This is a genomic window from Caballeronia sp. 11_S32, from assembly GCF_056930355.1.
The window spans coordinates 776,346-801,033 of the sequence record NZ_JBXOWH010000001.1 but is presented as its reverse complement, the minus strand read 5'-3'; the positions used below and the strand labels follow the sequence as shown (position 1 = coordinate 801,033).

The 24,688-nt window shown below is 61.8% G+C and carries 19 protein-coding genes and 2 pseudogenes; 13 read left to right on the top strand and 8 right to left on the bottom strand.

From position 1 onward, the window contains the following. The first annotated feature begins 31 nt into the window (after positions 1–31). Both gudD and AC1Z32_RS03725 read left to right on the top strand, forming a co-directional pair. On the top strand, positions 32–1,381 hold the full coding sequence (gudD, locus tag AC1Z32_RS03730; protein WP_483477350.1) for a glucarate dehydratase: 1,350 nt from the start codon (positions 32–34) through the stop codon (positions 1,379–1,381). Between the two features lie 168 nt (positions 1,382–1,549). After that, positions 1,550–2,131: a flavin reductase family protein gene (locus AC1Z32_RS03725; RefSeq protein ID WP_483477349.1), complete on the top strand. Its 582-nt coding sequence runs from the start codon at positions 1,550–1,552 to the stop codon at positions 2,129–2,131. A 33-nt stretch (positions 2,132–2,164) separates the two neighbouring features. Here the strand turns inward: AC1Z32_RS03725 and tssM are convergent, their stop codons facing one another. The 8 genes from tssM to tssH form a co-directional block, all read right to left on the bottom strand. Next, positions 2,165–6,160, bottom strand: a complete 3,996-nt coding sequence (tssM, locus tag AC1Z32_RS03720; RefSeq protein ID WP_483477348.1) for a type VI secretion system membrane subunit TssM — start codon at positions 6,158–6,160, stop codon at positions 2,165–2,167. A gap of 40 nt (positions 6,161–6,200) precedes the next feature. Then, complete coding sequence (gene tssL / locus AC1Z32_RS03715) at positions 6,201–7,487, bottom strand: type VI secretion system protein TssL, long form (RefSeq protein WP_483477347.1); 1,287 nt, start codon at positions 7,485–7,487, stop codon at positions 6,201–6,203. A gap of 83 nt (positions 7,488–7,570) precedes the next feature. After that, positions 7,571–8,917: a type VI secretion system baseplate subunit TssK gene (gene tssK, locus AC1Z32_RS03710; RefSeq protein ID WP_483477346.1), complete on the bottom strand. Its 1,347-nt coding sequence runs from the start codon at positions 8,915–8,917 to the stop codon at positions 7,571–7,573. Between the two features lie 12 nt (positions 8,918–8,929). Continuing rightward, on the bottom strand, positions 8,930–9,439 hold the full coding sequence (gene tssJ, locus AC1Z32_RS03705; protein WP_483477345.1) for a type VI secretion system lipoprotein TssJ: 510 nt from the start codon (positions 9,437–9,439) through the stop codon (positions 8,930–8,932). A gap of 72 nt (positions 9,440–9,511) precedes the next feature. Then, positions 9,512–9,991 (bottom strand): Hcp family type VI secretion system effector, encoded by a 480-nt coding sequence (locus AC1Z32_RS03700; protein ID WP_483477344.1) that lies wholly within the window; start codon positions 9,989–9,991, stop codon positions 9,512–9,514. A 190-nt stretch (positions 9,992–10,181) separates the two neighbouring features. Further along, positions 10,182–11,675 (bottom strand): type VI secretion system contractile sheath large subunit, encoded by a 1,494-nt coding sequence (tssC, locus tag AC1Z32_RS03695; RefSeq protein ID WP_483477343.1) that lies wholly within the window; start codon positions 11,673–11,675, stop codon positions 10,182–10,184. 65 nt (positions 11,676–11,740) lie between these two features. After that, on the bottom strand, positions 11,741–12,289 hold the full coding sequence (tssB, locus tag AC1Z32_RS03690) for a type VI secretion system contractile sheath small subunit (protein ID WP_483477342.1): 549 nt from the start codon (positions 12,287–12,289) through the stop codon (positions 11,741–11,743). Positions 12,290–12,331: 42 nt separating this feature from the next. After that, entirely contained in the window at positions 12,332–15,037 is a 2,706-nt protein-coding gene (gene tssH, locus AC1Z32_RS03685) for a type VI secretion system ATPase TssH (protein WP_483477341.1), read from the bottom strand. A 547-nt stretch (positions 15,038–15,584) separates the two neighbouring features. Between tssH and AC1Z32_RS03680 the strand changes: the two genes are divergently transcribed. From AC1Z32_RS03680 to AC1Z32_RS03630, 11 genes and pseudogenes are all read left to right on the top strand, one after another. Beyond that, the gene (locus tag AC1Z32_RS03680) at positions 15,585–16,208 is read left to right on the top strand and encodes a TagK domain-containing protein (protein ID WP_483477340.1); all 624 of its coding nucleotides are present in this window, start codon (positions 15,585–15,587) and stop codon (positions 16,206–16,208) included. Next, complete coding sequence (locus AC1Z32_RS03675; protein WP_483477339.1) at positions 16,208–17,077, top strand: type VI secretion system accessory protein TagJ; 870 nt, start codon at positions 16,208–16,210, stop codon at positions 17,075–17,077. The genes AC1Z32_RS03680 and AC1Z32_RS03675 overlap by 1 nt, the downstream gene beginning before the upstream one ends. After that, a complete protein-coding gene (tssE, locus tag AC1Z32_RS03670) occupies positions 17,074–17,613 on the top strand; it encodes a type VI secretion system baseplate subunit TssE (RefSeq protein ID WP_483477338.1) in 540 nt (179 codons plus the stop codon). The genes AC1Z32_RS03675 and tssE overlap by 4 nt, the downstream gene beginning before the upstream one ends. Before the next feature lie 28 nt (positions 17,614–17,641). Then, positions 17,642–19,531 (top strand): type VI secretion system baseplate subunit TssF, encoded by a 1,890-nt coding sequence (gene tssF / locus AC1Z32_RS03665; protein WP_483477337.1) that lies wholly within the window; start codon positions 17,642–17,644, stop codon positions 19,529–19,531. Further along, positions 19,531–20,622, top strand: coding sequence for a type VI secretion system baseplate subunit TssG (tssG, locus tag AC1Z32_RS03660; RefSeq protein ID WP_483477336.1), 1,092 nt, complete (start codon positions 19,531–19,533; stop codon positions 20,620–20,622). The genes tssF and tssG overlap by 1 nt, the downstream gene beginning before the upstream one ends. Next, positions 20,619–21,722 carry a type VI secretion system protein TssA gene (locus AC1Z32_RS03655; RefSeq protein WP_483477335.1) on the top strand — a complete coding sequence of 368 codons (1,104 nt, stop codon included), beginning with the start codon at positions 20,619–20,621 and terminating at the stop codon, positions 21,720–21,722. Before tssG ends, AC1Z32_RS03655 begins: the two co-directional genes overlap by 4 nt. 73 nt (positions 21,723–21,795) lie before the next feature. Further along, positions 21,796–22,488, top strand: a complete 693-nt coding sequence (locus AC1Z32_RS03650; protein WP_483477334.1) for a tyrosine-type recombinase/integrase — start codon at positions 21,796–21,798, stop codon at positions 22,486–22,488. An 894-nt stretch (positions 22,489–23,382) separates the two neighbouring features. Next, positions 23,383–23,520 (top strand): annotated as a pseudogene (locus tag AC1Z32_RS03645) (RHS repeat-associated core domain-containing protein); the annotation flags it as partial. A 171-nt stretch (positions 23,521–23,691) separates the two neighbouring features. Then, on the top strand, positions 23,692–23,901 hold the full coding sequence (locus AC1Z32_RS03640) for a NucA/NucB deoxyribonuclease domain-containing protein (RefSeq protein ID WP_483477333.1): 210 nt from the start codon (positions 23,692–23,694) through the stop codon (positions 23,899–23,901). Positions 23,902–23,908: 7 nt separating this feature from the next. Beyond that, positions 23,909–24,484 carry a DUF6707 family protein gene (locus tag AC1Z32_RS03635; RefSeq protein WP_483477332.1) on the top strand — a complete coding sequence of 192 codons (576 nt, stop codon included), beginning with the start codon at positions 23,909–23,911 and terminating at the stop codon, positions 24,482–24,484. Positions 24,485–24,534: 50 nt separating this feature from the next. Continuing rightward, positions 24,535–24,648 (top strand): annotated as a pseudogene (locus AC1Z32_RS03630) (RHS repeat-associated core domain-containing protein); the annotation flags it as partial. Positions 24,649–24,688 lie beyond the last annotated feature (40 nt).

Below are 24,688 nucleotides of genomic sequence, written 5' to 3'. Positions count from 1 at the left end.
CATGTCTCAATCAACAACTGGTACTTCGCTCATGTCTACGACTTCAACTCGCGTCAACGCGACGCCCACCGTCACCGAACTGCGCGTCATTCCCGTCGCCGGGCGCGACAGCATGCTCATGAATCTCTCCGGCGCGCACGGGCCGTTCTTCACGCGCAACATCGTGATCCTGACGGACAGCGCGGGTAACACGGGCGTCGGCGAAGTGCCGGGCGGCGAGAACATCCGCAAGACCATCGACGATGCGCGTGCGCTCGTCGTCGGGCAATCTATCGGCAATCTGCATTCGGTGCTGAACCAGGTCCGCACGAAGTTCGCCGATCGCGACGCGGGCGGACGCGGCCTGCAGACTTTCGATCTGCGCACGACCATTCACGCGGTCACCGCGCTCGAAGCGGCGCTGCTGGATCTGCTCGGCAAGCATCTGGGCGTGCCCGTCGCGGCGTTGCTCGGCGAAGGCCAGCAGCGCGACGAAGTGGAGATGCTCGGCTATCTGTTCTATGTCGGCGATCGCAACAAGACCGACCTGCAATACGCATCCGGCGCGGACGGCAAGGACGACTGGGAGCGCCTGCGCACCGAAGTCGCGTTGACGCCCGAAGCGGTCGTGCGTCTTGCCGAAGCCGCGCAGGCGCGCTATGGCTTCAACGATTTCAAGCTGAAGGGCGGCGTGCTCGCGGGCGATGCGGAAATCGAAGCGGTCACCGCGCTCGCGGAGCGCTTCCCCGAAGCGCGCGTGACGCTCGACCCGAACGGCGCGTGGTCATTGGCCGAAGCGATCCGCCTGTGCCGCGACCAGCACGACGTGCTCGCCTATGCGGAAGATCCGTGCGGCGCGGAGAACGGCTACTCGGGCCGCGAAGTGATGGCCGAATTCCGCCGCGCGACGGGCCTGCCGACCGCGACCAACATGATCGCGACGGACTGGCGCCAGATGGGTCACGCGATCCAGTTGCAATCCGTCGATATCCCGCTCGCCGATCCGCACTTCTGGACCATGCAAGGCTCGGTGCGCGTCGCGCAGATGTGCAACGACTGGGGCCTCACGTGGGGCTCGCATTCGAACAATCACTTCGATATTTCCCTCGCGATGTTCACGCACGTGGCCGCTGCCGCGCCGGGCAAGATCACCGCGATCGATACGCACTGGATCTGGCAGGACGGCCAGCGTCTGACGCGCGATCCGCTGCAGATCGTCGGCGGCAAGGTGAAGGTGCCGGAAGTGCCGGGTCTCGGCGTCGAGCTGGATATGGATGAAGTCGAGAAGGCGCATGCGCTGTATCAGCAGCACGGCCTCGGCGCGCGCGATGACGGCGTCGCGATGCAGTATCTGATCCCGAACTGGAAGTTCGACAACAAGAAGCCGTGCCTCGTGCGTTGATTCGCTAGAAGTCACGGGCGAGCCATTGTTGCGGCAACGCGCTCGATGCGAGTGGGAGGGCGGTCAAGGCCTTCCGGCTCGCGCAGGGCGCGAACGGAACGGGTTGCGGGCAGAAGCGTCGAGTGCCGCATACAATCACGCGAATTGCCTTTCCGCATCCATAAAACCATGAGCCACTTTCTTCCCGTCAAGCTGGAGCACGCCAGCCGCCTCATCAACCACGGCCCGACCGTTCTCGTCACGAGCACACACGGCGGCCGCCGCAACGTCATGGCCGCCGCGTGGTCGATGCCAGTGGAGTTCACGCCGCCGCGCATCGCCGTCGTGATCGACAAGAGCACGTACACGCGCGAACTCGCCGCCGCGAGCGGCACGTTCGGCATCATCGTGCCGGGCGCCGCGATGATCGATCTCACTTATGCGGTCGGCTCGTCGAGCGGGCGCGACATCGACAAGTTCGAAGCCTTCGGCATCGAGACGGTGCAGGGTCCGGTGCTCGGCCTGCCGCTCATCGAGACGAACTGCGCCGCGTGGCTCGAATGCAGGTTGATCGACGAGAAACACACCGAAGACGCCTACGACACCTGTTTCGCCGAAGTCGTCGCGGCCGCCGCCGATGCGCGCGTGTTCGCCGACGGCCACTGGATCGTCGACGAGTCGAACCAGTCGCTGCACACGATTCATCATCTGGGCGCGGGCAAGTTCGTGCGCGCGTCGTCGATGGAGCAGGCGAAGCCGCTCGCGCGCTGAGGTTGTCGGGGCTGCGCCGCGCTCGTCGCCGGCTCAGCGTGCGGGCTGCGCTGCCGTCGGGGGAACAGTCGCCGCTGACGGAAGGCCGGGCGGCGGCCCGCTGTCTGCGAGTGCGAATATCGGCATCGCGCTGGGGCAGCGGAAAGTCGTGAGGAGATCGCTCGTGAGCGGGTTGGCCACGCTGCCCGGGCTCGCGATGTCCAACACCGCCTTGCGACCGTCGAACTCCAGTGCGACGCGCGTGCGTCCGGGCGTGGCAGTCGGAACTACTTGTCCCTTGCGCAACAACCGCATCAAGGCCCACGGACCATCGACGGCCATCGTCGACGTTTCCTGTCGGATTCTCGGGCTCGCCGTGATCTCCGCATGCACGCCGCCACGCGGTCCGGGCCATAGGGCCAACAACGGCCGCACCGGGCCGTGCTCATACAGCATGCTTTGACCGTCGATATCGATTGCAAGGCTCAAGATGGTCGGGTCGAGGTCGGGCACGCGCAGTTCCATCTTCCACGACAACTGCTTACCCTGTTCCCCGAAGAAAACATTGCGGATATCTCGCGCATGCTCGAAAGGCTCCAGATCCGGGCCATGAACCGGCTCTGTGGCGCCAGGCAGCGTCTTGTAGCGCCACGGCCTGCCGGATACGTCGACGAGCGGCCCAAGATTCTTGGTGAAGAAATCATCGATGACGCCGCCTTGGGCGAACATGCGCGTGAAGTCGTCGATGCTGACATCGCGCTTACTGTCAGGCGAAAAAGGGAAGTTTCCCTCGATCGCAAGGCGGCAGACATCTCCGACGACCGACTGCATCTGACGCGAAAGCAGTTGGCCGATGCCCTGAGCCACCTCGCGCGAGCCTTGTGAGGACAAGCCGAGGAGCACTTCGCGAAAGGGCGCGGGCATCGTGTTCGCCGCCATCTTCAACTTCGCCGACGCGTCGCTCGCGGGAGGCAGGCTATTGTTGGCGAGCGCATTGTCCGCGACTGTCATCGCCGTGTAGTTCTCGTTGAGCAACGCGCTCACGCCGTCCAGCCCCGTCTTGTTTCCCGGCGTGCCCGGTGTGGCCGCGCGGTCCTGCGCGGACGCGTCGCCCGTGACCATTTCTCGCAACGCGGCAAAGCGATTGTCGACCAACTCCCGCTCGATACGTTCCTCCGCCCGGATGCCAAGCGCCTGGTCCGCCTTCTGAGCGAGCTGGTCACTGGTCTTTTGCAGCAGCGAGTCATTGGCGCCGGGATTGCGCGTCAATGTGGTTTCGCGGACGGCCGCCCGTGCGAGACGCGCGAGCGGCGAATCCGGCGCAGCGAATTGCCGCAGGATCTGCAGATTGAACGAAAGGCTCGTGCCGGTCACCGGACGGATATCGGCGAGAAAGGCCTCCCATCGCTGGGCATATTCCGTCAGATACAGCCGGCGAATGGCTTCGCTGAGGGAATCGTCGGCGCCCGCGGCGGATTTCACGAAGTCAGCTGTTTTTTTTTGACCCGCGTTCGACCAGTCCTCGAGATACGACCGTCCCATGACCCAGGCGTCGTCGTTGCGGGCGCGCTGGACGAATTCGTGCAGGCGCTTGTCGAACAGGTTGCGATAACCGTCATAGCTGAAAAGCCCCGCCACGCCGCGCGAAAGCGGTGCGCCGCTCGCCCGCGTGAACACGGTGCCGGCTTGTGGACCCACCGCGCGCAGCAGCGTGAACTCGTCCGGCGATTCCGCCGTCATCGCGGCCTTGGCGCGCTCGTAGAGCCGCTGCGTCCCGTTGCTGGTATCGAGCAGGGCGCGGGCGCGCTGAATCAGCGCGTCGTTGCGGATCAGCGGCGATTGCACGATCCGGTCGCCGGAGAATAATTGCTGCACGTGATCGATCATCGACGCGCGGCCGCCGAACACCGACGCGCTGTCGGTTCTGGCCCAATCGTCGAGCACCCATGCCTTGACCTCGCCGGCGTCGAATTTCTCGCGGTCGTACAGCATCAGATAAACGCGCAGGGCGTTATAGGAGGCTGCGGCGTCTTTATCGGTGATCGCTTGAGAGAGCGCATCCTCGAGGCGATGCACGATATGCGGTAACAGCAGGTTGTTCTCCAGCGCGCGATAAGTCGCGTTGCTTGCTTCGACGACCGCGGGCGCCGAATAGAGACCGAAGCGGAAGCCCGGATCCGGCGCGGAGAGGTCGAGCCCCGTCCAGGTGGGCAGATAACGCGCTTCGGTGAGCGCGTCCGGCACGCTTTCCGGTTTCGGCTCGCGATAAAGCTGCGTGATCTTCGCGGACAACGCATGGGTCTTGTGCGCGATGGCTTCGAGATAAGCGCTGTTATTGCCGAAGCTCGTGAACAGACCCACCGCGAGCCATCCGAACAGCAGGAGGGCGAGAGCGTGGCCGACGAGCCGCAGCGCACGGAACCGATATTCCCACCGCAGATTCGGCCGCACGAGGTGCGCTTCGCGCAGGATCACCCGGGCGAAGAGCGTGTGCAGAAAGTAGCTCTGATTGCCCGCCTCGTGCGTGCGGTCCACAAGCTTCTCCGCTGTGATCCGTCGCATCACGGTCAGTGGTTCCACAGCGACGTCCGTGCCGCCTTGCATCGCGCTCGTGAAATAGACGCCGCGCAACATCGCGCGTTGCTGGGTGTCGTCGTAGCGCGAGTCGACGAATAGCTCGCCGAGCACATCGCACAGCGGCGCGATGATCGCGGCGAACGCTTCGGGCAGTCTCGCGAGACTGCGTCGGCAGATCGTGTCGTATTCGTCGTCGAGGCGCGTGTTGACGCCGGAGGCCACTCGCGCAGCGAGCTCTCGCAGTTGCTCCTCGCAGAACGTCCGAAGCGCGAGATGCTCGAGCGTCGCGCCAGTCGGCACGGTGACGCCCCATATCTGGGCGCGGGTTTCTTCGGTCAGCGACGCGAAATAGTCCAGAAAGCCCGGCAGACGGTCCATCTGCGTGATCATCAGATACACGGGAAAGCTAACACCGAGCGTGCTGCGCAAATCGGCGAGACGTTCTCGAAGCGCGTGCGCTTCGGCGATGCGCGCGGAAGCGTCCGGGAGGGTCAGGGTATCGAGCGAGATGGTCAGCAACGCACCGTTGACCGGTGCGCGCGGACGCCGGCGTCGCAGCAGCGCGAGCAGGCCGAACCACTCGTCATTGTCGAGAAGGCGATGATGATCCGCGTCCGAGACGGGAACGCTGCTCTTGCTCGAATTGGGACCGAGGGTCAGAGGTTCCCGGGTCCGGGTGCTTTCATCACGTGCGTTGTCCGTTGCGTCGGGCAGCGAGTGCAACGACGCGCCCGGAAGCACGTAGTAGCCCGCGGTGTCGATCAGGACGGCTTCGTTCGCGAGCCACCACTCGACCTGCTGTGTGGCGCCGGGCGCGCTGCCCGCCCGCAATGCGGGACTGCCCTCGGGGAATGACAGTCCCGAATTGAGCAAGGCGCGAGACTTGCCGGAAGACGGTGCGCCGAGCGTGATGTACCACGGCAATTCATAGAGATAACGCGTGCCCTGGAACAGGCGAGTGAACCCCCGCGCGTCTGTGCGCATCGATTTCAGTCGCGCCAGTGCGACGTTCATGCGCGCCTCGATCTGTCCGATGCGTACCGCCGCCCGGGACACCGTCTTGGTGTCGAAGCGCAGCGCCTTTTTCAGGAACTGTTCGTCGCTGCGCATGCGCTTCCAGACCCAATGAAGGCCAAAGAGGGCAAACAGGACGATCACCGCGGCGATCATGCCGAGGCGCGCCGCCGGGGAGGCCAATGGCCGCGCCTGCCCGATACTCAGAAGCGGCGCGCCATGCCAGATGGCGAGACATGACAGCACGCCGAACACGATGGCCGTCGACCAGCCGTTCAGCCACAGCAAGACGGCGCACAACAATAACGCGATGACCAGCACCCGTATGCCGACGCCCTCCAGAGGCTTCAGTTCATTGAACGCCAGATAAGGACCAATGAACCATATCGCGAGAGAGAGCAATGCCAGCGCAAGCAGCGCCAGAAACCAGCGCGAAACGAGAAACGACAACTTCTTCATGCTTTGATTCCATTCGACGAAAGTCGAGAGCGGGCTGCGCTCAGGGTGCGATCGAGATTTCGACGCGCCGGTTCTGCGCGCGCCCCTGGACTGTGGCGTTGTCGCCAATAGGGTTGGACTCGCCCTTGCCAATGGCTTCGAGGCGACCAGCGGGAACACCCGCCGCCTGCAACATCTGCATCACTTGCGTGGCGCGCTCCTCCGACAGGCTGCCATTCGATGCGAACTGACGGCTCTTGACCGGCACGTTGTCGGTGTAGCCGGCGACCGTCACCTTGCCGGGCACCTTCGCGATCTCCTGAGCGATCTTCGCGATGAGCGGACTCATCGTTGTGTTGACCGCGACGCCCCCCGGCGCGAACATCGCATCTCCGCGGAAAATCACGGCGCTGCGCTTTGCATCTTCCTCGACGCTGACCGTGCCGGCGGCGATCTCATTCTTCAGGAGCTCTTTCAGATGCGGGCGGCGCGGTGCCGGGGGCGGCGTCATCCGGCCGATATCGACGATCTGTTTCTCGACGCTTGTCTCCGCGCTCAGCAATTGATACTTGAACCACGCGAACAGCGACAGGACCGCTACGCCGAGCACGGCGACCGTGATCCAGACCGGGAAGTCGTGGAACGTGAGCCGCCGGCCTCGTGCGTCGGACAGCGCATGCGGGGACAGCAGGCCGTGCGAGCCGGTCTGGCTCGTGCGGATTTCGTGAAAGAGCCGTTCACGGATGGCGTCGCGACTGCGCGTGCCATCGACGCGATTGTGATAGCGGCCCATGAAGCCGAAGCTCAGAATCCGATAGATGACTTCGAGCAGGTCGAGATGCTCGCGCGGCTCGCTCATGAGACGGCCGATCAGCAAGAAAACCTTTTCGCCACCTTCGCGATCGTTATGAAAAGTGACGGCGAGCTGCCTCGTGCTCCATTCAACGCCCGCTTCCTTGCTGCCCCACGGCGCTCCCATCCCTGCTTCATCGAGCGCGGTGCAGAGGCTATAGCGGGCGCCCAGCATATGGTCACGCCTGATGTTTGCTTGCTCGCAGAGGCTATCGAACACGCGTACCTCCTGCTCGAGCAAGTCGAGCAGGTTCCTCGCGGCGTTCTGGTCCAGCGCCTCGGGCATGTCGGCGAGTGCGCGCAGCAGCGGGCGGGCCGCCTCGAGCAACGGATTTGCCGCCTGCTGGATTGCACGAAGACGTTCGGCTTGCGGCTCGCCGGCGGGCAGGAATGCTGCCCGACTCGATTTGTTCGTGGAGTCGCTCGTCTGTCGGTCGGGGTGGCCGTCGGCCGCGCCCGTCGAGGACGAGTTGGTTGAATTATCCACCGTGTTCATGCTTGATCCATTCCCTGGGTACTCACGCGTAAACGCGCCTTGGCGAAAAGCGTTTCGCTCGCGGTATTGATCGATGCGTCATTTCAGCCGCGCACGCCCCATAGCTCGAGCTTGAGCGATGGAAACTCGCCCGCCACATGCAGCGCGATACCGCCATGATTCGCGACCATGTCCCAAAGTGGACCTGTGCGCGCGAGCTCGTAGTAGATGTATCCGGCATTGAACGGAATCTGGCGCGGCGGCACGGGCAGCACCCGCAACGCGATACCGGGAAGATGCGCGCGCACGAGATCCGGCAGGCGTTCGGAAGGCCCCATCTTCGATTGCGCGGCGAAGCGCTCGGCGAGCGCATCCGTGGGCATTTGCGCCGATACCGCGAGCACGAGCGACGTGAACCCCTGGACATCCTGAGGATCGACGGACGCGTTGCGCATGCCGTAGCCCACTTCCTTGAACTCGATACGCTGTGCTGCACGAATCAGCACTGCGTTCAGCAGCCATTGAATATCGTCGATGAGCGGCTTCAGGCAGACGTGCGGCTCGTTGTGCCGGTATGCCGGATGCGAATCCAGCGGCCTGCGCGTTTCAGGGCGAACGTAAGTGGACAGTTCTCCGGCCATTCCTACGAGCAGGGTGTACAAGTCGGCGGGTGAGGTGCTCGGGACGCGCCGCAAATGCTGAAGCACCGGTTCATAGCGATTCAGCGTTTGCAGCAGCAGATAATCCGAGACTTCCGCGACCGAGCCCGCCTGACCGTCGCCGCCCGTCAGGCGCCTGGCGAGGGACTGCGCGCGCAGGCGAGCCAGTTCATGCACGTTGCCTAGCCATTTGGTCAGCAAGTCGCTGGCGCCGTAACCGGAGACGGGCGGGACCAGCGTTTCGTCGAGTTCGATGCTGCCATCGGCCCGCAATGCTTTTACGCGTGTGAGCGGAAGGCCGATCCATGCGTCGGTGAGCTCTTTCTCAGGCAAGAGACGCAGCCGCAGATTCGAAAGCTGCACGGTCTTCTGACCTTGACCGATCGAATTGGCGTCGCGCAAGTCGGTTTCGAACACGCTGTAGCGGGCAAGCGAGTCAGGCGTGTCCTGGAACGTAGTCTCTTCGCCATTGGGCACTCGCACCGGCACGGCCAGGTGAATGAGCTGATCCAGATGCTCGGCGCGGATTGTCAGCGGCGCGGGCAACGCGGTTTGTCCTGGCGCATCGAAAGGCGTGCCGTCCGGAAACACGCCGTTCGCGGACTTGGCAATGACCTTGCCCAGCGCGAGCGCTTCGAGATCGATCTCATACCGGGAGAACCCGAAGAAGAACGGCGACAGCGGCGCCGCGCGCTTGTGCGCGAACTGCTCCAGGTAGCGTTCCTGTTGCTGGAAGAGTTGCGGGCGAAGGAAGAGACCTTCACTCCAGGTGACTTTGTTATGCCAGGTCATGCGGATTGCTCGTCACTTGTTCTTGAAGGCGGGATCGGTGATCTTGATCGCGCTCGCATCGAGGTCGACGACGAGCGTGAGCTTGGGGGCACGGCGATACCACGCGGCTGTCGTGGAAGGCAGTGGCCAGGTGGCTCGCCAGACGGAATTCGGCAGGTCGCGATAGGCCGCAAGCACACCGAGCACGGTGGCGGCCGGGTTCGTGCTGCGCCGGATGGACTTCTGTTCGCCCGGGCGGAGCTGGAACTGATCGCGCTGAACCAGATCTTCGTTCAGAACGGTCTTGTCCTTGTCCTGAAGAGAATAGAAATCGGCCTGATTGAAGGCGTCGGCGTCCTTGAGTTCATAGACGCGCACGACGATGGGCGCAGCACGCTTTTGATCATCCGGGTTGACCCCGGAGGATGCGACGATGGACATGTCGAGCTTGACCGGCTCACGCTGTGGCTTGCTTTCGCTTCCGGCGCACGCGGCGAAGAGAAGCAGGGAGGTCAGCGCGGCGATGCGAGCGGGCGAGCGCATCTTCGAAATCCAGAAACAGGGAAGAAAAAGGAAGCCCTGCCGCGACGGCAGGGCTCCGGAACTGACGGGTGTTCAGATCACCTTGTTGGCAGCCACATCCAGCGTGGTGCTCACCGCGCCGCCATTGCCGCCATCCTTGTTCTGAACGATGTATTCCTCCTTGATCTTGGAGAACGACAAATGAACCTGCTCGCGTATGCCCGAATCGCTATTGCTTCCGGACGGCTGCACGAGCGTGACGATCACGTCGCTGATCGTGATCTTGAGGAATTCGAGCGGACTGCCGCCGGCCTTGCGCACCGTCAGCACGACCTGATCGATGTGCTTGCCGCTGAAGCAGTAGGAAACCAGGTTCGGGCTGGACCTGTCGACGAAGTGCTCGAATGCCAGATCGCCAACGGTGGCCTTCCCGTGACCACGACCGCTGCCGCCGCTCGATGATTGCTGCGCGACGCTCCAACCCCAGCTCAATACGTCGATCTCGCCCTTGTGCTTGGCGTCTTGCGACTCACCCTCGATACCATTGATTTTGATGAAGATGTCTTGTGCCATTTATTAGCTCCTTCCTGGTTGAAACAACATGCCAACTACTGCTTTACTTCACGCCTCACTCGCTGGATGTGCGGTGACCCTGTTGCTTCGGGCCCACCCATCGCGGTCTTGGCGCTCTTCGCCGGTTCGCTAGTCAGGCCGCCCCTCTACGGTTGCCTGGCTGAGCGAACATAATTGCCGTGCGTCCTGCTCAGGCCGCTTCCTTGACCGAAGGCAGGCGCGTAACCAGCCGCAGCGACACCGTCAAGCCCTCGAGCTGGAAGTGCGGACGCAGGAAGAACCTCGCCTGGTAATAGCCGGGGTTTCCTTCGACCTCTTCGACGACCACTTCAGCGGCGGCAAGCGGACGGCTCGCCTTCGTCGCTTCGGTGGAGTTGTTCGGGTTGGCATCGACGTAATTCATGATCCAGTCGTTGAGCCACTTCTGCATGTCCTCGCGCTCCTGGAACGAGCCGATCTTGTCGCGCACGATGCACTTCAGGTAGTGTGCGAAGCGTGAGCACGCGAAGAGGTAAGGCAGGCGAGCGGACAGGTTCGCGTTCGCGGTCGCGTCCGGGTCGTAGTACTCGGCGGGCTTCTGAAGAGACTGCGCGCCGATGAACGTGGCATGGTCCGTGTTCTTGCGATGAATCAGCGGGATGAACCCGTTCTTCGAAAGCTCGGCCTCGCGCCGGTCGGAGATTGCGATTTCCGTCGGGCATTTCATGTCCACGCCGCCATCGTCCGTTGGGAAGGTATGGCACGGCAGGTTTTCGACCGTGCCGCCCGACTCGACGCCGCGAATCAGCGAGCACCAGCCGTAGTGCTTGAAAGAGCGATTGATGTTCACGCCCATTGCGTAAGCCGCGTTGGCCCACGCATAGTTGCGGTGATCGGCGCCGTGCGTTTCTTCCTCGAAGTCGAATTCGTCGACCGGATTGGTCTTGGCGCCATACGGCAGACGTGACAGGAAACGCGGCATGACAAGACCGACATAGCGTGCATCTTCGGTGCTGCGCAGCGAATTCCAGGGCGCGTATTCGAGGTTCTGGGCGAAGATCTTGGTCAGGTCGCGAGGATTGGCGAGTTCCTGCCACGATTCCATCTGCAGCGCGGACGGCGACGCACCCGAGATGAAAGGCGTATGCGCGGCCGCCGCCACCTTCGCGATAGAACCGAGCAGATCGACGTCGGGCGGCGTGTGGTCGAAGTAATAATCTGCGACGAGGCAGCCATAGGGCTCACCGCCGAGCTGTCCATACTCTTCCTCGTAGATCTGCTTGAAGAGCGGGCTCTGATCCCATGCAATGCCCTTATAGCGCTTCATCGTGCGGCGCAGGTCATCCTTCGAAACATCCATGAAGCGAATCTTCAGACGCTCATCCGTTTCGGTGTTCGACACGAGATGATGCAGACCGCGCCACGCCGATTCCAGCTTCTGGAAGTCCGCATGGTGAAGGATCAGGTTGATCTGCTCTGAAAGCTTGTGATCGATCTGCGCAATGATGGCCTCGATGCTCTTGTAGGCATCGTCGCTCATGGTCATCGATTGCCGCAGCGCCTGCTCTGCGAGCGTTTGCACCGCCTGTTCGACAGCCTCGCGTGCCTGATCGGTCTTGGTGCGGAATTCCTGCGCGAGGAGATGCGTAAATTCGGAGTGCGTCGTACTCTCAGCGGCCTTGTGCTGTGCCTGATTGACTGCCATGGGTTTCCTCATTCTTGATTCGGTCGCGGCGTGGTGCGGCAGGGCGCGAGCGCTGCCGGTGCCGATTAGTGCGTGGACTGTTCCGAGACGTCCGATTCGGGCGCCGCTTCGGCCTTCTTCGGCTTCGGCTCCGACGCCAGCGACTTGAGCAGCGCGGGATCGGCGAGCATTTGGCTGACGAGCGCCTCGGCTCCCGATTTGCCATCCATGTAGGTCTGCAGGTTGGCGAGCTGAGTGCGTGCCTCGAGCAACTGGCGCAGCGAATCGACGTTGCGGGCGATTGCCGCGGGCGCGAAGTCGTCGATGCTTTCGAAGGTCATGTCGACCATCAGTTGGCCTTCTCCGGTCAGCGTGTTGGGCACGGCGAACGCGACGCGCGGTCTGATCGCCTTCATGCGGTCGTCGAAATTATCGATGTCGATTTCGAGGAAGCGGCGGTCGGCCACGGGAGGCAGAGGCTCCACTGCCTTTCCGGAGAGATCGGCGAGCACGCCCATCACGAACGGAAGCTCGACTTTTTTCTGCGAGCCGTACACCTCGACGTCGTACTCGATCTGCACGCGCGGGGCGCGGTTGCGCGCAATGAACTTCTGCGAACTGTTGGACTGGGACATGCGTGACTCCGTGCTCTCTAAAGTTGAAGCTACTTGACAGGTTTATTGAGTGGCTTCCACGGCGATCCGCGTGTCCGTACGCGTCGTTTCCGAAGCGTGCAGGACGATCGCGGAGCGCGGCGCCGCGGCCGAATCGGCAATTTCGATGTCGATCCGGTGCAACGCGCGATTTGCGGCGAGTGCATCGAGCCACAGTGCGGAAAGCCGTGGCAGAACGTGTTGCTCGATGAAGCCGATCAGGACGCGGGCGCCGGTCTCCTGCACCAGACAGCGGCCGACGATGTAATCGACGAGCGCGTCACCGTACGCGACGGCAATGCCGTGACTGCCGGACATGCGCTGCGCCACGCGTTCGAGGTGCAGGCGCACGATGCTCGCGAGCGACGCATCCGCCAGAGGGCGGTACGGCACGAGGGTGACCCGTCCGAGGAATGCTGCGGGAAATGTCTTGAGCAGTTCGGAGGCCAGCGCTTCCCGAAGTCCGTCCTGATCGGGCATGAGAGCGGCGTCGGCGCACAGGCTCACCGTCAGTTCGGAGCCTGCATTGCTCGTCAACAGAATCGTCGTGTTGCGGAAGTCGATATATCTGCCGTCACCGTCTTCCATGTATCCCTTGTCGAATACCTGGAAGAACATCTCGTGCACGTCGCGATGCGCCTTCTCTATTTCGTCTAGCAGCACGACGGAGTAAGGCCGCCGACGTACCGCCTCGGTGAGTACGCCGCCCTCCCCATAACCGACATAGCCCGGCGGCGCCCCCTTGAGGCCGGAGACCGTGTGCGCTTCCTGATACTCGCTCATGTTGATGGTGATCAGGTTCTGCTCGCCGCCATACAGTGCCTCGGCGAGTGCGAGGGCCGTTTCGGTCTTGCCCACCCCTGAAGGACCCGCAAGCAGGAACACACCGAGTGGCTTCCTCGGATCCGAGAGCCCGGCGCGTGCCGTCTGGACGCGCTCACCGATCAAGGCAAGCGCGTCGGATTGTCCGATCACGCGGTGCGCGAGCGTCTCGGGCAGCGCGCGGACCGCGGCGATCTCGTCAGTGACCATGCGGCCGACGGGGATGCCCGTCCAGTCGGAGACGATGCCCGCGACGACGGCTTCATCGACTTCCGGAAAGACCATTGGTGTCTCGCCTTGCAGATCGCGTAAGGAACGCTCCAGCTCGCGCAACGAAGAGAGAAGGGGACGCGGCTCGCTGTGCTCATTGCCGGGCTCCGCAGTCAACGCGGCCTCACGCGCGCTCGCGAGCGACTGCGCGGCCGCAGCCTGTGCGCACCAGTGCGCATCGAGAGCGTGTTCCTCGGCGAGCAGCGTATCGATGTACGCCTGCGCGCGAGGCAGGTCACCCTCTCCGATGCCGATGCGGGCCTCCTGCTCCAGCAGGTCGTATTCGACGCGCGCCGCCTGCAGACGCTGCCGCACATCCTGCAATTCGCGCGGCGGCGCGTGTTGGGACAGTGCAACGCGCGCGCACGCGGTGTCCAGCAGGCTAATCGCCTTGTCGGGCAGTTGCCGTGAAGGAATGAAGCGATGCGACAGCTTCACGGCTGCGCGCACGGCCTCATCGCGCACGATCACGCGGTGATGCCGCGAGAATGCCTGAGCGAGTCCGCGCACCATGTCGATTGCAGCGGCCTCGCCAGGCTCGGCGACCTGCATGACCTGGAAGCGGCGCGTCAGCGCGGGATCCTTTTCGATGTGGCGCTTGTACTCCGACCACGTCGTGGCGCCAATGACGCGAACCGTGCCACGCGCCAGTGCGGGCTTGAGCAGGTTGGCGGCATCGCCGGTTCCGGCTTGTCCGCCCGCTCCGACGAGCGTATGAATCTCGTCGACAAAGAGAATGACTGGCACCGTGGCTTTCGTAGCGGCTTCCAGCACGCTCTTGAGGCGCGCCTCGAATTCGCCTTTCATGCTCGCACCGGCAAGCAGGGCGCCGACGTCGAGCGTCATGAGCCGAACGTCGGACAGCGCGGCGGGAACGTTGCCATTCGCGAGTGCGAGCGCCAGCCCCTCGACCACGGCGGTCTTGCCGACACCGGCTTCTCCGGTGAGCAGCGGATTGTTCTGGCGCCGGCGCAACAGGACATCGATAAGGGACCGAATTTCCTGCTCGCGGCCCGTCACGGCGTCGATTTCGCCTGCGCGCGCCTGCGCGGTCAGGTCCGTGCAATACTGGTCGAGCACGCCCTTGCTGGATGGCGCCAACGCGTGAGATGCTTCGCCCGGCACCGCGGGTGCGAAGTCGCTCTTGTCGTAGGGCGCGTCGTCGGTTTCCGGCGAGCCGCTGATCCATGCCGGCAGTATCTCGTGAAGATTTTCGACCGGAATGCGAGCGAACAAGGGGGAAATCGACAGCAGCACCCGCCGTAGCTCAGGTGTGCCAACCAATGCGGCGACGAGCCAAGCGCCGCGAATCCGGCGGTCGCCGAACGCTAGCGACGAAAGGACCCAGGCGCGCTCGATAGCGGCTTCGACGTGATGGGAGAAGTCGTTGATCGAACTGGCGCCGGAGGGCAGGGTCAGCAGCGCACGTCCGATATCGCGCTCGAGCGCTGCGATATCGATGTCCGCATGACGCAGGATGCGGTGCAGGTCGCTGTCGCCCGATTGCATGAGCTGATGCAGCCAATGCACGAGTTCTACATATGGATTGCCGCGCAGCTTGCAGAAGGCGGTTGCGGACTCGACGCTGCGAAAGAGCGTCGACCCGAGCTTACCGAATAGTGCGTGGCGAGAAATCATTTGGAAATGCCGGCATGAGTTACGCGAGAGCGGTGATCGTCGCGATTGCGACGTCATAAAAACTATTGCTCGAGTGATTCACGTGGAAATGAAATTCGCCTTGACGATATATTTCGATTTGCCACCTTTCTATTAATTATTGAATAACGAATTTCGGCGTGTCAATGCTTGCCGATATATTTGCCTAATATTCAATATCGATGCTTAAAGGCAATCATATGCCTGATCGCCTGCTTTAATGCTTTGAAAAATATCGGCAATAGCTCATGCGAGATAAATTAAATGGCCTCCGTAAGGCTCTAAAAGAACGAGGGTTTTGGCTTGGGTCAATCAAAAAATGAGATTTGTCTTACGTTTTGAAAGCTGAGGAGAAGGATTACTTCCGAAACTGTTCCAAAATTAATCCAATAATACTGCTTTTTTGCAGTTAATTAGCGGTGGACAAAGTGCTATAACCATGCGTTAATTGCTCCATATAGATTTTCAGAAAAATTGCCCGGGTTTTTATTAAGGCGGAAGTCCTATCTCGTGGACTTCAGAAGCGAATATGGTCATGAAAGAGCGGATGGAGCCGGTTGGGCTTGTTTCTGCGGAAAGTTGCATTGCATTTAGCGATGATCCGAATTCCGAGGACCTCGAATTCGCGTCCTTTTTGCAAGATGGCGTGGTGCGCAAGGCACGTCCGCGTGGTGATGCAGCGGTCGCACGCGCGCCCGCGTTCGTGGACGGCGGCTCGGGAGATATCATCAGCGCCCTTGCCGCAGGCTATTACGATGCACTGGAGAACGCACGCATATTGCCGGCGGACAGCTGGGATCAGGCGCAGACGAGTGCGGCACGGCCGCTCGCGGCCTTGGAAGCGCATGCTCCTGACGTCGACCCGGCGAGGCATGTGCCGATCAGTGAATGGCTCGGCGCTTTCGAAAAGATCGAGGAGGCCTTCGGGCCGCTGGTGGACATCGAGAACGCCATGGCGGACCCTCGGGCCATACCGGACATTCTCGAAGTCTTTGCGCCCGAGCACTATCACATGGGCGCTGCGCAGGCGAACGCACGCAGCGCGCCCGAACTGGCGCGCCGTGATCACCATACGCTCGCGATCGATAGCCCGATGCAACAAACAATCAATGGCGCGAGGAATCTCGAGCAGTATGTTTCGGATAGCAAATGATGGAACAAATCGTGACAAGCCATGTGTCGCATGGCGCCAGCCTGCCGCCTTCACGGGCGATCGGGGAGACGGAAGCGCTAATCCGCGCTGAACCGGCAGTCGCGGCGCATCGCTGGGCGCTCTTTCAGTGGCTCTGCATCATGCAGCAATGGGATCGAGCGATCCGACAGCTGCAGGCCTTCGCGCAACTGGACGAGACACAAGGCAAGATCGCGCACGTTTATCGCGATCTCGTGCGCGCCGAACGTGTTCGTGCCAAGGTCATGTCCGGAGCGCAGGAACCGGGTTTCGTCTTCGACGACAATCCCGCCTGGATGCACGGCTTGCATGCCGCCCTCGGTCTCGCAGCATGCGGCAATCTGGAAGAAGCGGATGCCGCCCGGGAAAGCGCACTCGACGCGGCCCCGCTGACCCCCGGGTCGAGCCAGCTCGGTTCTTTCGAGTGGATCGGCGACAGCGACAGCAGGCTCGGGCCGGTCTGCGAATTCGTCGCCGCCGGGCGCTACAGGTGGGTTCCAATCGCCGATATCGCGGCCTGGCGCATCACGCGCCCGGGCTCGCTTGTCGATCTGATCTGGGCGCCCGGCACGCTGACGCTCGTCGACGGTACGGAACTCAATGGCTTTCTGCCCGCACGATATCCGGACGCGCCGGCGCTTGCGCAGACCGAGCGCGACGCCCTGCTGCTGGGCCGCTGCACGGTCTGGCGCGAGGCCGGCCGCACCGGCGTGTTCGCGTCGGGGTGCAAAACCTGGGCGACGAGCGCGGGAGACTTCGGGGTGTTCGATCTCGTGGAGTGCACATTCGGTGATACGCCGCGTGCGGACGAGAGCGCACGCGGCGGTGCCGGCAGCGGGCTCGCGCAATGACCAGGCGGAAGCAGGGAAACGGCTCAACCGGCGCGCCGCGTAGGGCGGATGCGCATCTGTTGCCGACGCTCATCGATCGTCTGCGTGACGATGCACCTTACCGGCAGACCGAAGCGCCGGAGGAATACGCGATGACGCGCATGCAGATACGCGACATCATTCAACGTGACCTGGCCTATCTGCTCAACGCGGCTAATCTCGAGGATCAGATCGACCGCGAGCGATACCCGCTCGCCGCCGCATCTACCGTGAATTTTGGCGTGCCGGCGCTTGCTGGAGCGTTCATGGCTTCGCGCGAGTGGACGCATATCGAAGCGATCGTCAAACGGGCCATCAAGGATTTCGAGCCGCGCCTGATCGCGAACTCGCTATCTATCGTTCCCTTGCAGGACAAAGAGAAGCTGGGCAGACATGCCAACCTGACGTTCGAAATCCGCGGACTGATCCGCATGGACCCGTATCCGCTGGAGTTCCTCGTGCAGAGCACGCTGGACCTGGAAACGAGCCGCCTGCACGCCACGTCGCAGCGCGCCTGAGTCATCTTCATCAGCTAACCAAGTATCCATGGATCCGCGCCTGCTCCACTACTACAACCAGGAGTTGCTCTACCTGCGCGAGAGCGGCAGCGAATTTGCGCGAGCTCATCCGAAAATCGCGCGGCGTCTCGGCATGCAGGCCGAGGAGATGACGGACCCCTATGTCGAGCGGTTGATCGAGTCGTTCTGTTTCATGGCCGCGCGCGTGCAGATCAAGCTCGATGCGGAGTTTCCGCGCTTCACGCAGCGTTTGCTCGAGGTCGTGTATCCGAACTATGTCGCGCCGACGCCGTCGATGGCCGTTGCCCGGTTTTTTCCCGGTACGAGTGAAGGCACGCTCACCGAAGGCCTCCCCATCGCGCGCGGAACGCCCTTCAAGACCCATGTGCCGCGCGGCGAACGCACGGCGTGCACGTTTCGCACGAGCCAGGACGTCGTGCTCTATCCGCTGGAGATCGTCGGGGCGCGCCTTACGGGTGTGCCGCCGGACATTCCCGCTCTCGAGCGTTACGTGAGCGCGCATGCGCAAGTGCGCGGTGCGCTGCGACTGCGCGTGCGGACCACGGGCGGCACGCGCATCTCGCAGCTTCAGGGACTGGACCGGTTGCCCATCTACCTGGCTGGCGACGAGCAGGTCGCATCGAATCTCTTCGAACTCCTGCATGCGGGAAGCGTCGCGTCGATCATCGGCGAGCCGGGCGCATTCGGTGAGCCGGAACGGCGCTTCGCCGCGGTCAGCTCGCAAGCGGTCGTTCACGAAGGGCTCGGCGTCGACCAGGGCATGTTGCCGCTCGTTTGGTCGAAGTTTCATGGGCACAACCTGCTTCAGGAGTATTTCGCCTGTCCGAGCCGCTTCTATTTCTTTACGCTCACGGGTTTGAGTGAAGGGCTGAAGAAGGCGCGCGGCAACGAAGCAGAAATCGTGGTGTTGCTAGACCGGTCCACGGATCGTCTCGCGGGGCTCGTCGATGCCTCGCGTTTCGCGCTCTTCTGCACGCCGGTCATCAATCTCTTTCCGCAAAAACTCGATCGCGTCGAACTGTCGAACAACGAGTCGGAGTTTCATCTGGTGCCGAAGCGCGCCGCACCGCTGGACTATGAAGTCTTTTCGGTGGAGACGCTATACGGTCAGGTGACGGAAAATCCGGCCAAGTTGGAATTCCGTCCGCTCTATCAGACGCTCAACGAGGACGAAGGCAATCACGGGCGGTACTTTTCACTGCGTCGCGAGCGCCGGCTCTTGTCGGACTCGGCGCGTCGCTATGGATCGCGCACGCCTTATATCGGCACCGAGACGTTCGTGTCGCTGGTCGACCAGCAGGAGGCGCCGTATCGGGAGAGCATGCGCTATCTGTCGGTCGACGCGTGGCTCACCAATCGCGACTTGCCGAGCCTCGTGCCACGTAACGGTGTCGACGATTTCGAAAAGGTGCAATCGGCACCCATCGCGAGCATCGGACTGATTCGCGCGCCTAGCGCGCCGCGACCGCCTTATGCGGACGGAGAGGTGGCATGGCGCCTGATCCGGCAGCTCAATTTCAACTACCTGCCGATGGAGGACATCGACCATCGCCCGGGCGGTCAGGGACTTCGCGACATGCTCAGGCTTTTCCTGAACGCCGAGGACACCGAGCATCAGCGTCAGATCGAGAGTCTGGTTGGCGTCAAGACGCATCCCGTCACGAGAAAGTTGCCCGGCGGTGGGCCCCTCGTTTTCGGTCGTGGCGTCGAATGCCAGTTGACCGTCGACGAAACAGGATTCTCCGGTGTGAGTCCATACCTGTTCGGCCTGATTCTCGAGCATTACCTGGCGCGTCATGTGTCGATCAACTCTTTCACGCAGACCGAATTGCACTCGATGCAGCGCGGCCGCGTGATGCGCTGGCCTGTGCGCATGGGCACGCGCGGAGTGGCCTGATGGAACGTCTGCCTGTTGCGCCGTTGCTGCGCGATTCGGGGCTCTCTTCGGAGACGATCTCGCGTCTGGAGGCCGAGCCGTGGCGTTATGGCTTCCTGCCGCTCATGCGCCGCATCGGCGCCAACGCCGCTCTCGATCCGATCGGCACGGCGCGACGCCCGGGCGCGGAGCCTTTTCGTCTCGGCCAGCAGCCGAGCCTGACGTTCGCGCCGCGGGAAATCGCGAGCGTGGGCGTCCTTGACGGACGTCTGCAGGTTCGTCTGTTCGGACTCGGCATGCTGGGGCCCAACGGGCCATTGCCGCTTCACGTGACCGAAATCGCGCGCGAGCGCCAGGAGTCGCGGCGCGACAGGACGCTCGTCGATTTCCTCGATATCTTCCACCATCGCTATCTGACGTTGCTGTACCGGGCGTGGTCGTGCGCACAGGCGGCTGCGGGTCTCGACCGGTCCGATGACGAGCAGTTCTCGTTCTATGTGGCGAGCATCACCGGACAGGATCCCGATGAAATAACAAGGCGTGCGCTTCCGGCGCACGCGCAACTGGCCGCCGCGGCGAATCTCGTGCGCGAGGTGCGCGATCCCGACGGCCTTCGCATGACGCTCGAGCGCTACTTCGGCGTGCCGGTGGGCATCGAGGAATACGTGTTTCACTGGATCGAAGTCGCGCCCGAGGAGCATACCCATCTCGGACGGGCGGGCCCCGCCGCGACGATGGGCGTCGGCGCATTGCTGGGCGAGCAGGTTCCGGACCGGCAGTACCGGTTTCGCATCGTCATCGGTCCCATCGAGCTGGACCGGTATCTGCGATTCACGCCGCGTGGCGAGGATTTGCCCATGCTGGTCGATTGGGTGCGCAGCTTCGTTGGGTACGAGTTCGAGTGGGAGCTCGAACTACGCATTCTCTCCGATAGCGCGCCTCCCGCGAAAATTGGCGGACCACAGCAGTTGGGCTGGTCGGGGTGGCTGGGACGTTCGCCGGACGGTCAGCCCGTCACGGGCATGCGTTTCGATCCGGAGCGATATGTCGATCAATTCGCACGGCGCCCACGCGAGCGCGACACATCGCATGCCGGCAGAGGAAAGGGATGAACAGGAAGAGCAACACGCGTATGCCGCAACAACAGGCCGCGCAGAACCGCATAGCCAACGAGAGTCCGACGCACGACTGGCTGGCCGCAATCAATCCCGATTCGCCCTGCGGAGTCGATCTCGAATACGACCCGGAATTCGTCGTTCTGACGGCACAGGTCGCGGCGAAGATGGACGTGCAGTACGGCGATTTCGTCGGCAGCGCGGAGCCTGTCAACTGGAGCGATGTCGACCGCGATTGCCGCCGGATGATGATGCGCAGCAAGGACATCCGCATTGCGGTCCTGTTCGCGCGTTGCCGCACCCGCCTTGCCGGCGCGGCGGGTCTGGCAGAAGGGCTGCGGCTCCTCGCTTCCTGGCTCGGCGCGTTTCCGGACACCATTCATCCGCAGCCGGGTGTGGACGAGGACCGCGACGCTGCGCTGGAAATTCGCATGAACGCGTTGCAGGCGCTGACCGACACCGAAGGTCTGCTGTCCGACGTGCGGGAGATTGCACTGGTGCGCACCGGCGCCGCGCGGCTGCAGGTGCGAGATGTCGAGCGCGCGTTCGCGCAGCCGCGTGCGAGCGACGCGCTCACGGTCGAATCCGTGACGCGGCAACTCGAAGACCTGCGTGCGCAACAGCCGGCGGTTCTCGCTGGTTTCGATGCCTCAGTCGCGAGTCTCGGCGAAATCGATGTGTGGAATCAGCAGCACCTGGGCGTCTATGCGGCGGACCTTTCGATGCTTAGCCGCGTATTAGGCCGTGTGACCGGAGCGAAACAGCCTGCGAAGCAAGCGCTGGCGTTGGTCATGGAGGATACCTTCGGTAGCGGGCCAGCCGTCGATGACGAGCAGATGCATACGAGCGCCCCCGATTTTCATGACGTGCCGGTCGAGCTGTCAGCGCCGATGCCATGCTCCAAGGCGCGGCCGCAGGGACGCGACCAGGCGCTCGATTCGATACGCACTGCACGCTTATGGTTCGAGGAGCATGAACCGAGCAGCCCGATTCCGCTCTTGCTGCGGCGTTCGGAAAGCCTGGTGGGCAAAGGTTATGCGGAGATCGTCGGGGCCATTCCCGTCGATCTGATCGAGAAATGGAGCACTGAGGCGTGAGCACTCGTGGACGCGAACGACGCGGCCTGAACGAGGCGGACGCGCAATGGAACGAATCATTGGGAGCGAGTTTATGTCGCATCTGAGAGCGAGCAAGTGGACCTACCATGCCGATATCGAGCGCGGGGTGCTGTCTGTTACGCAGGTTGAGCGCCTGATGGCGCAGCCGGACGTGAGCGAACTGACCGGCGCGCGTGATCGCGCGATGCTGGAAGTGTTGTACAGCACCGGAATGCGGCGCATGGAGCTGATGAACCTGACGCTATCGGACATCGATCTGGAAGGGCGCACGGTGATGGTTCGCCAGGGCAAAGGCCGACGCGACCGGTATATCCCGATGGGCGAGCGGGCGTGTTATTGGGTCGAGCGCTATCTGGATGAAATCAGGCCAATGCTGATCGTGCGCCAGGAGGATTGGACGCTGTTCCTGACGGACTACGGCGAGCCGTACAGCGGCAATCGGCTGACGGACTTCGTGAAGCGCTATATGGAACTCGCCGGAATACGCGATGGCGCATGCCACGCGCTACGCCACGCGTGCGCGACGCACATGCTGGAGAACGGCGCGGACGTGCGATTCATCCAGGCGTTGCTCGGACACGCGGATCTGTCGAGCACGCAGATTTACACGCAGGTGGCGATTGGCAAGCTCAAAGAGATTCACGCGGCCACGCATCCGGCGAGGCTCGCGCGAACGCACGACGATGATGCAGCCGCTTCACTCTTAGCCGCCATCGACGCCGAAGCGGACGAGGACGCGCAGTAAGAAAGTGAGGAACGAAAAACCGGCCTCATCGACGCGGCTGCGAGCGGTGAGCAATAGAAGGAAGTGCGGCCCGTTGGGCCGAGAGCGCACGAAGGGCCGGGGGTAAATGGGCTTCGCCCATTTAACATAACGCAAAGGCGCATTAGCGAATTCTGAGGCGCGGGCACAAGCAGCAAGGAACGGCTTGCCGCTGGCCCGCGCCTCAGAATTCGCTAATACGCGCTATGTCTTGCGCCCCCGGCCCAAGGTTGTGCTTCGCAAGGTCAATCCAGTGGCCGCGTCGCGGCCAAATCATTGAAGAACGAATAAAGCATATTCAGCGCGCTGCGCGCGAGGGTGAACGGCCCCGCCCGCCCGGCTGTCTGCTGCGCTCGGGCTTCAGCCCTGCGGGCTTACGCTCCGTGCTCGCAGCCTGCCTCCCGTCCGCCCCCAAGGGGCTCCCCGATGTGCGCCGCTGCGCGGCGAAATCAACAACACGAAAAAGCGCGGTCTGCATGCGGTGCAAGCCGCCAAGTCGTCTTGCACCGCATTGCCGAGCGTGGTGAACCGATCGCCGTCAAGGCCAAGCCCTAGCGGGCGCTGCGCGGCCTTGACGGGTTCCGGCACCATGGGACATCCGCGAAATCCGGTTAAGGCAGGTGGTTGCAAGTGTGGCAAGTGGGAATGCGTCGGCCCGGTTCCGCCGTGCCTGCCGTCGGCCTGCGGCCGCCGTCAGACACGTCGGGTCGATGTTGGGGGCGACTCGGACAAATCGACTGGTTCGGGGTGCCGATGATCGGCTAGACTCGCGTCTAGGGAAAAATCTTGCTCTTTAAGTGGGTCTGTCGGCTGGAAGCCTTGCCGGGTAAGGAGTTGCAGCTCGTGTGCGGGTGAAGTGCGTCTAAGCGGTTTGTTTATAACCGCCACAGGTATTTCGATCCGCAGACGGGCATATTCATATCTCAAGACCCGATCCTACTCAATGGCGGATTCAATATATATGAATTTGCACCTAACACTTTTGGGTGGGTTGATCCTTGGGGCTTAAAGGGCGTTACAGTTAAGCCAGCTCCCGCGGGTTCGGGCTTTTCGCACATTGTGGAACTTGATAGCTCTGTTTACCCTGAAACTGCTGGTCATATCAGGCAAGCTATTGCCCAAGGGCATCCCTCTGTCGTGACGATTGATAGAGGATCACGGGCGAGCACGAGACGTTCTCAGTCAATGGTCGGAGAGGCCACGCAAAAAGGCAAACACAGAGATGAATGGCCAATGGCCATGTTTGCCGAGGGAGGTAGTAATAAATCCAGTCCTGGCGGAAAGGCTAGCGTTAAATGCATCAAACCATCAGATAATACGGGGGCCGGTAGCTCGATTAGGGCGGCCGTGGCTCATCTTAAAAATGGAACAAAGGTTAAATTTGTTGTTAAATGAGGGGATTATGAAATTCTCGGAGATACAGAGAAAAGCCTTTTCCAAACGAGAAGCACGGATCGCAAAAAAACTGGAGAAGAAATTCTCGCTTAAAAGCGAGAGAGATGTGGCCGATGCGAAAACTCTTGCCTATTTATTTTTTGTTGCTAAAAAATCCGATGAATTGAAGGAAGTTCTATCTGATGTTTGTCAGATAGAGTTTGATGGCAAATTCAACGTGTGGGATATTGCGAGTTACTGCTTGGCTTTGGAATATTATGTGGGCAGCAAAAAGAATAAAGATGTTGCACTTGCTAAGCTGACCTCGCCGGAGCGATATTCGAAGCTAAAATTTCCAGAGATGGGTGAAAACTATATCCCTGACATATTAAGTGGAAAGCTTCTTGAGTTATCGCTAGAGGGATTGAGGCGAAATGTTGAGGCGGACGATCATGAAGGGCAGTTCTTGTGCAAAATTGATGTTCTCTCTGATATTCTTCTAATAAATGCTCTGAGCGAAGGGTTGGGAAAGAAGGTGGAAGTTAATCTTGATATAGAGCGCTATATAGAAGATGTGGAAGGTGATTCATTAATTAAGGGTTAAAGATTGAGATGATTTATTGAAAAGGCCGCTCAAAAGCGGCCCTTTATAACCGATATCGGCACTTTGATCCCAACACCGGCATATTCGTATCGCAGTATCCGATTGGCCTTGCTGGTGGGCTGAATCCATATGAGTTTGCGTCCAACGTATTTGGCTGGATAGATCCGTTTGGCCTTAGCTGCACAAAAGAACTAAAAAAGAACA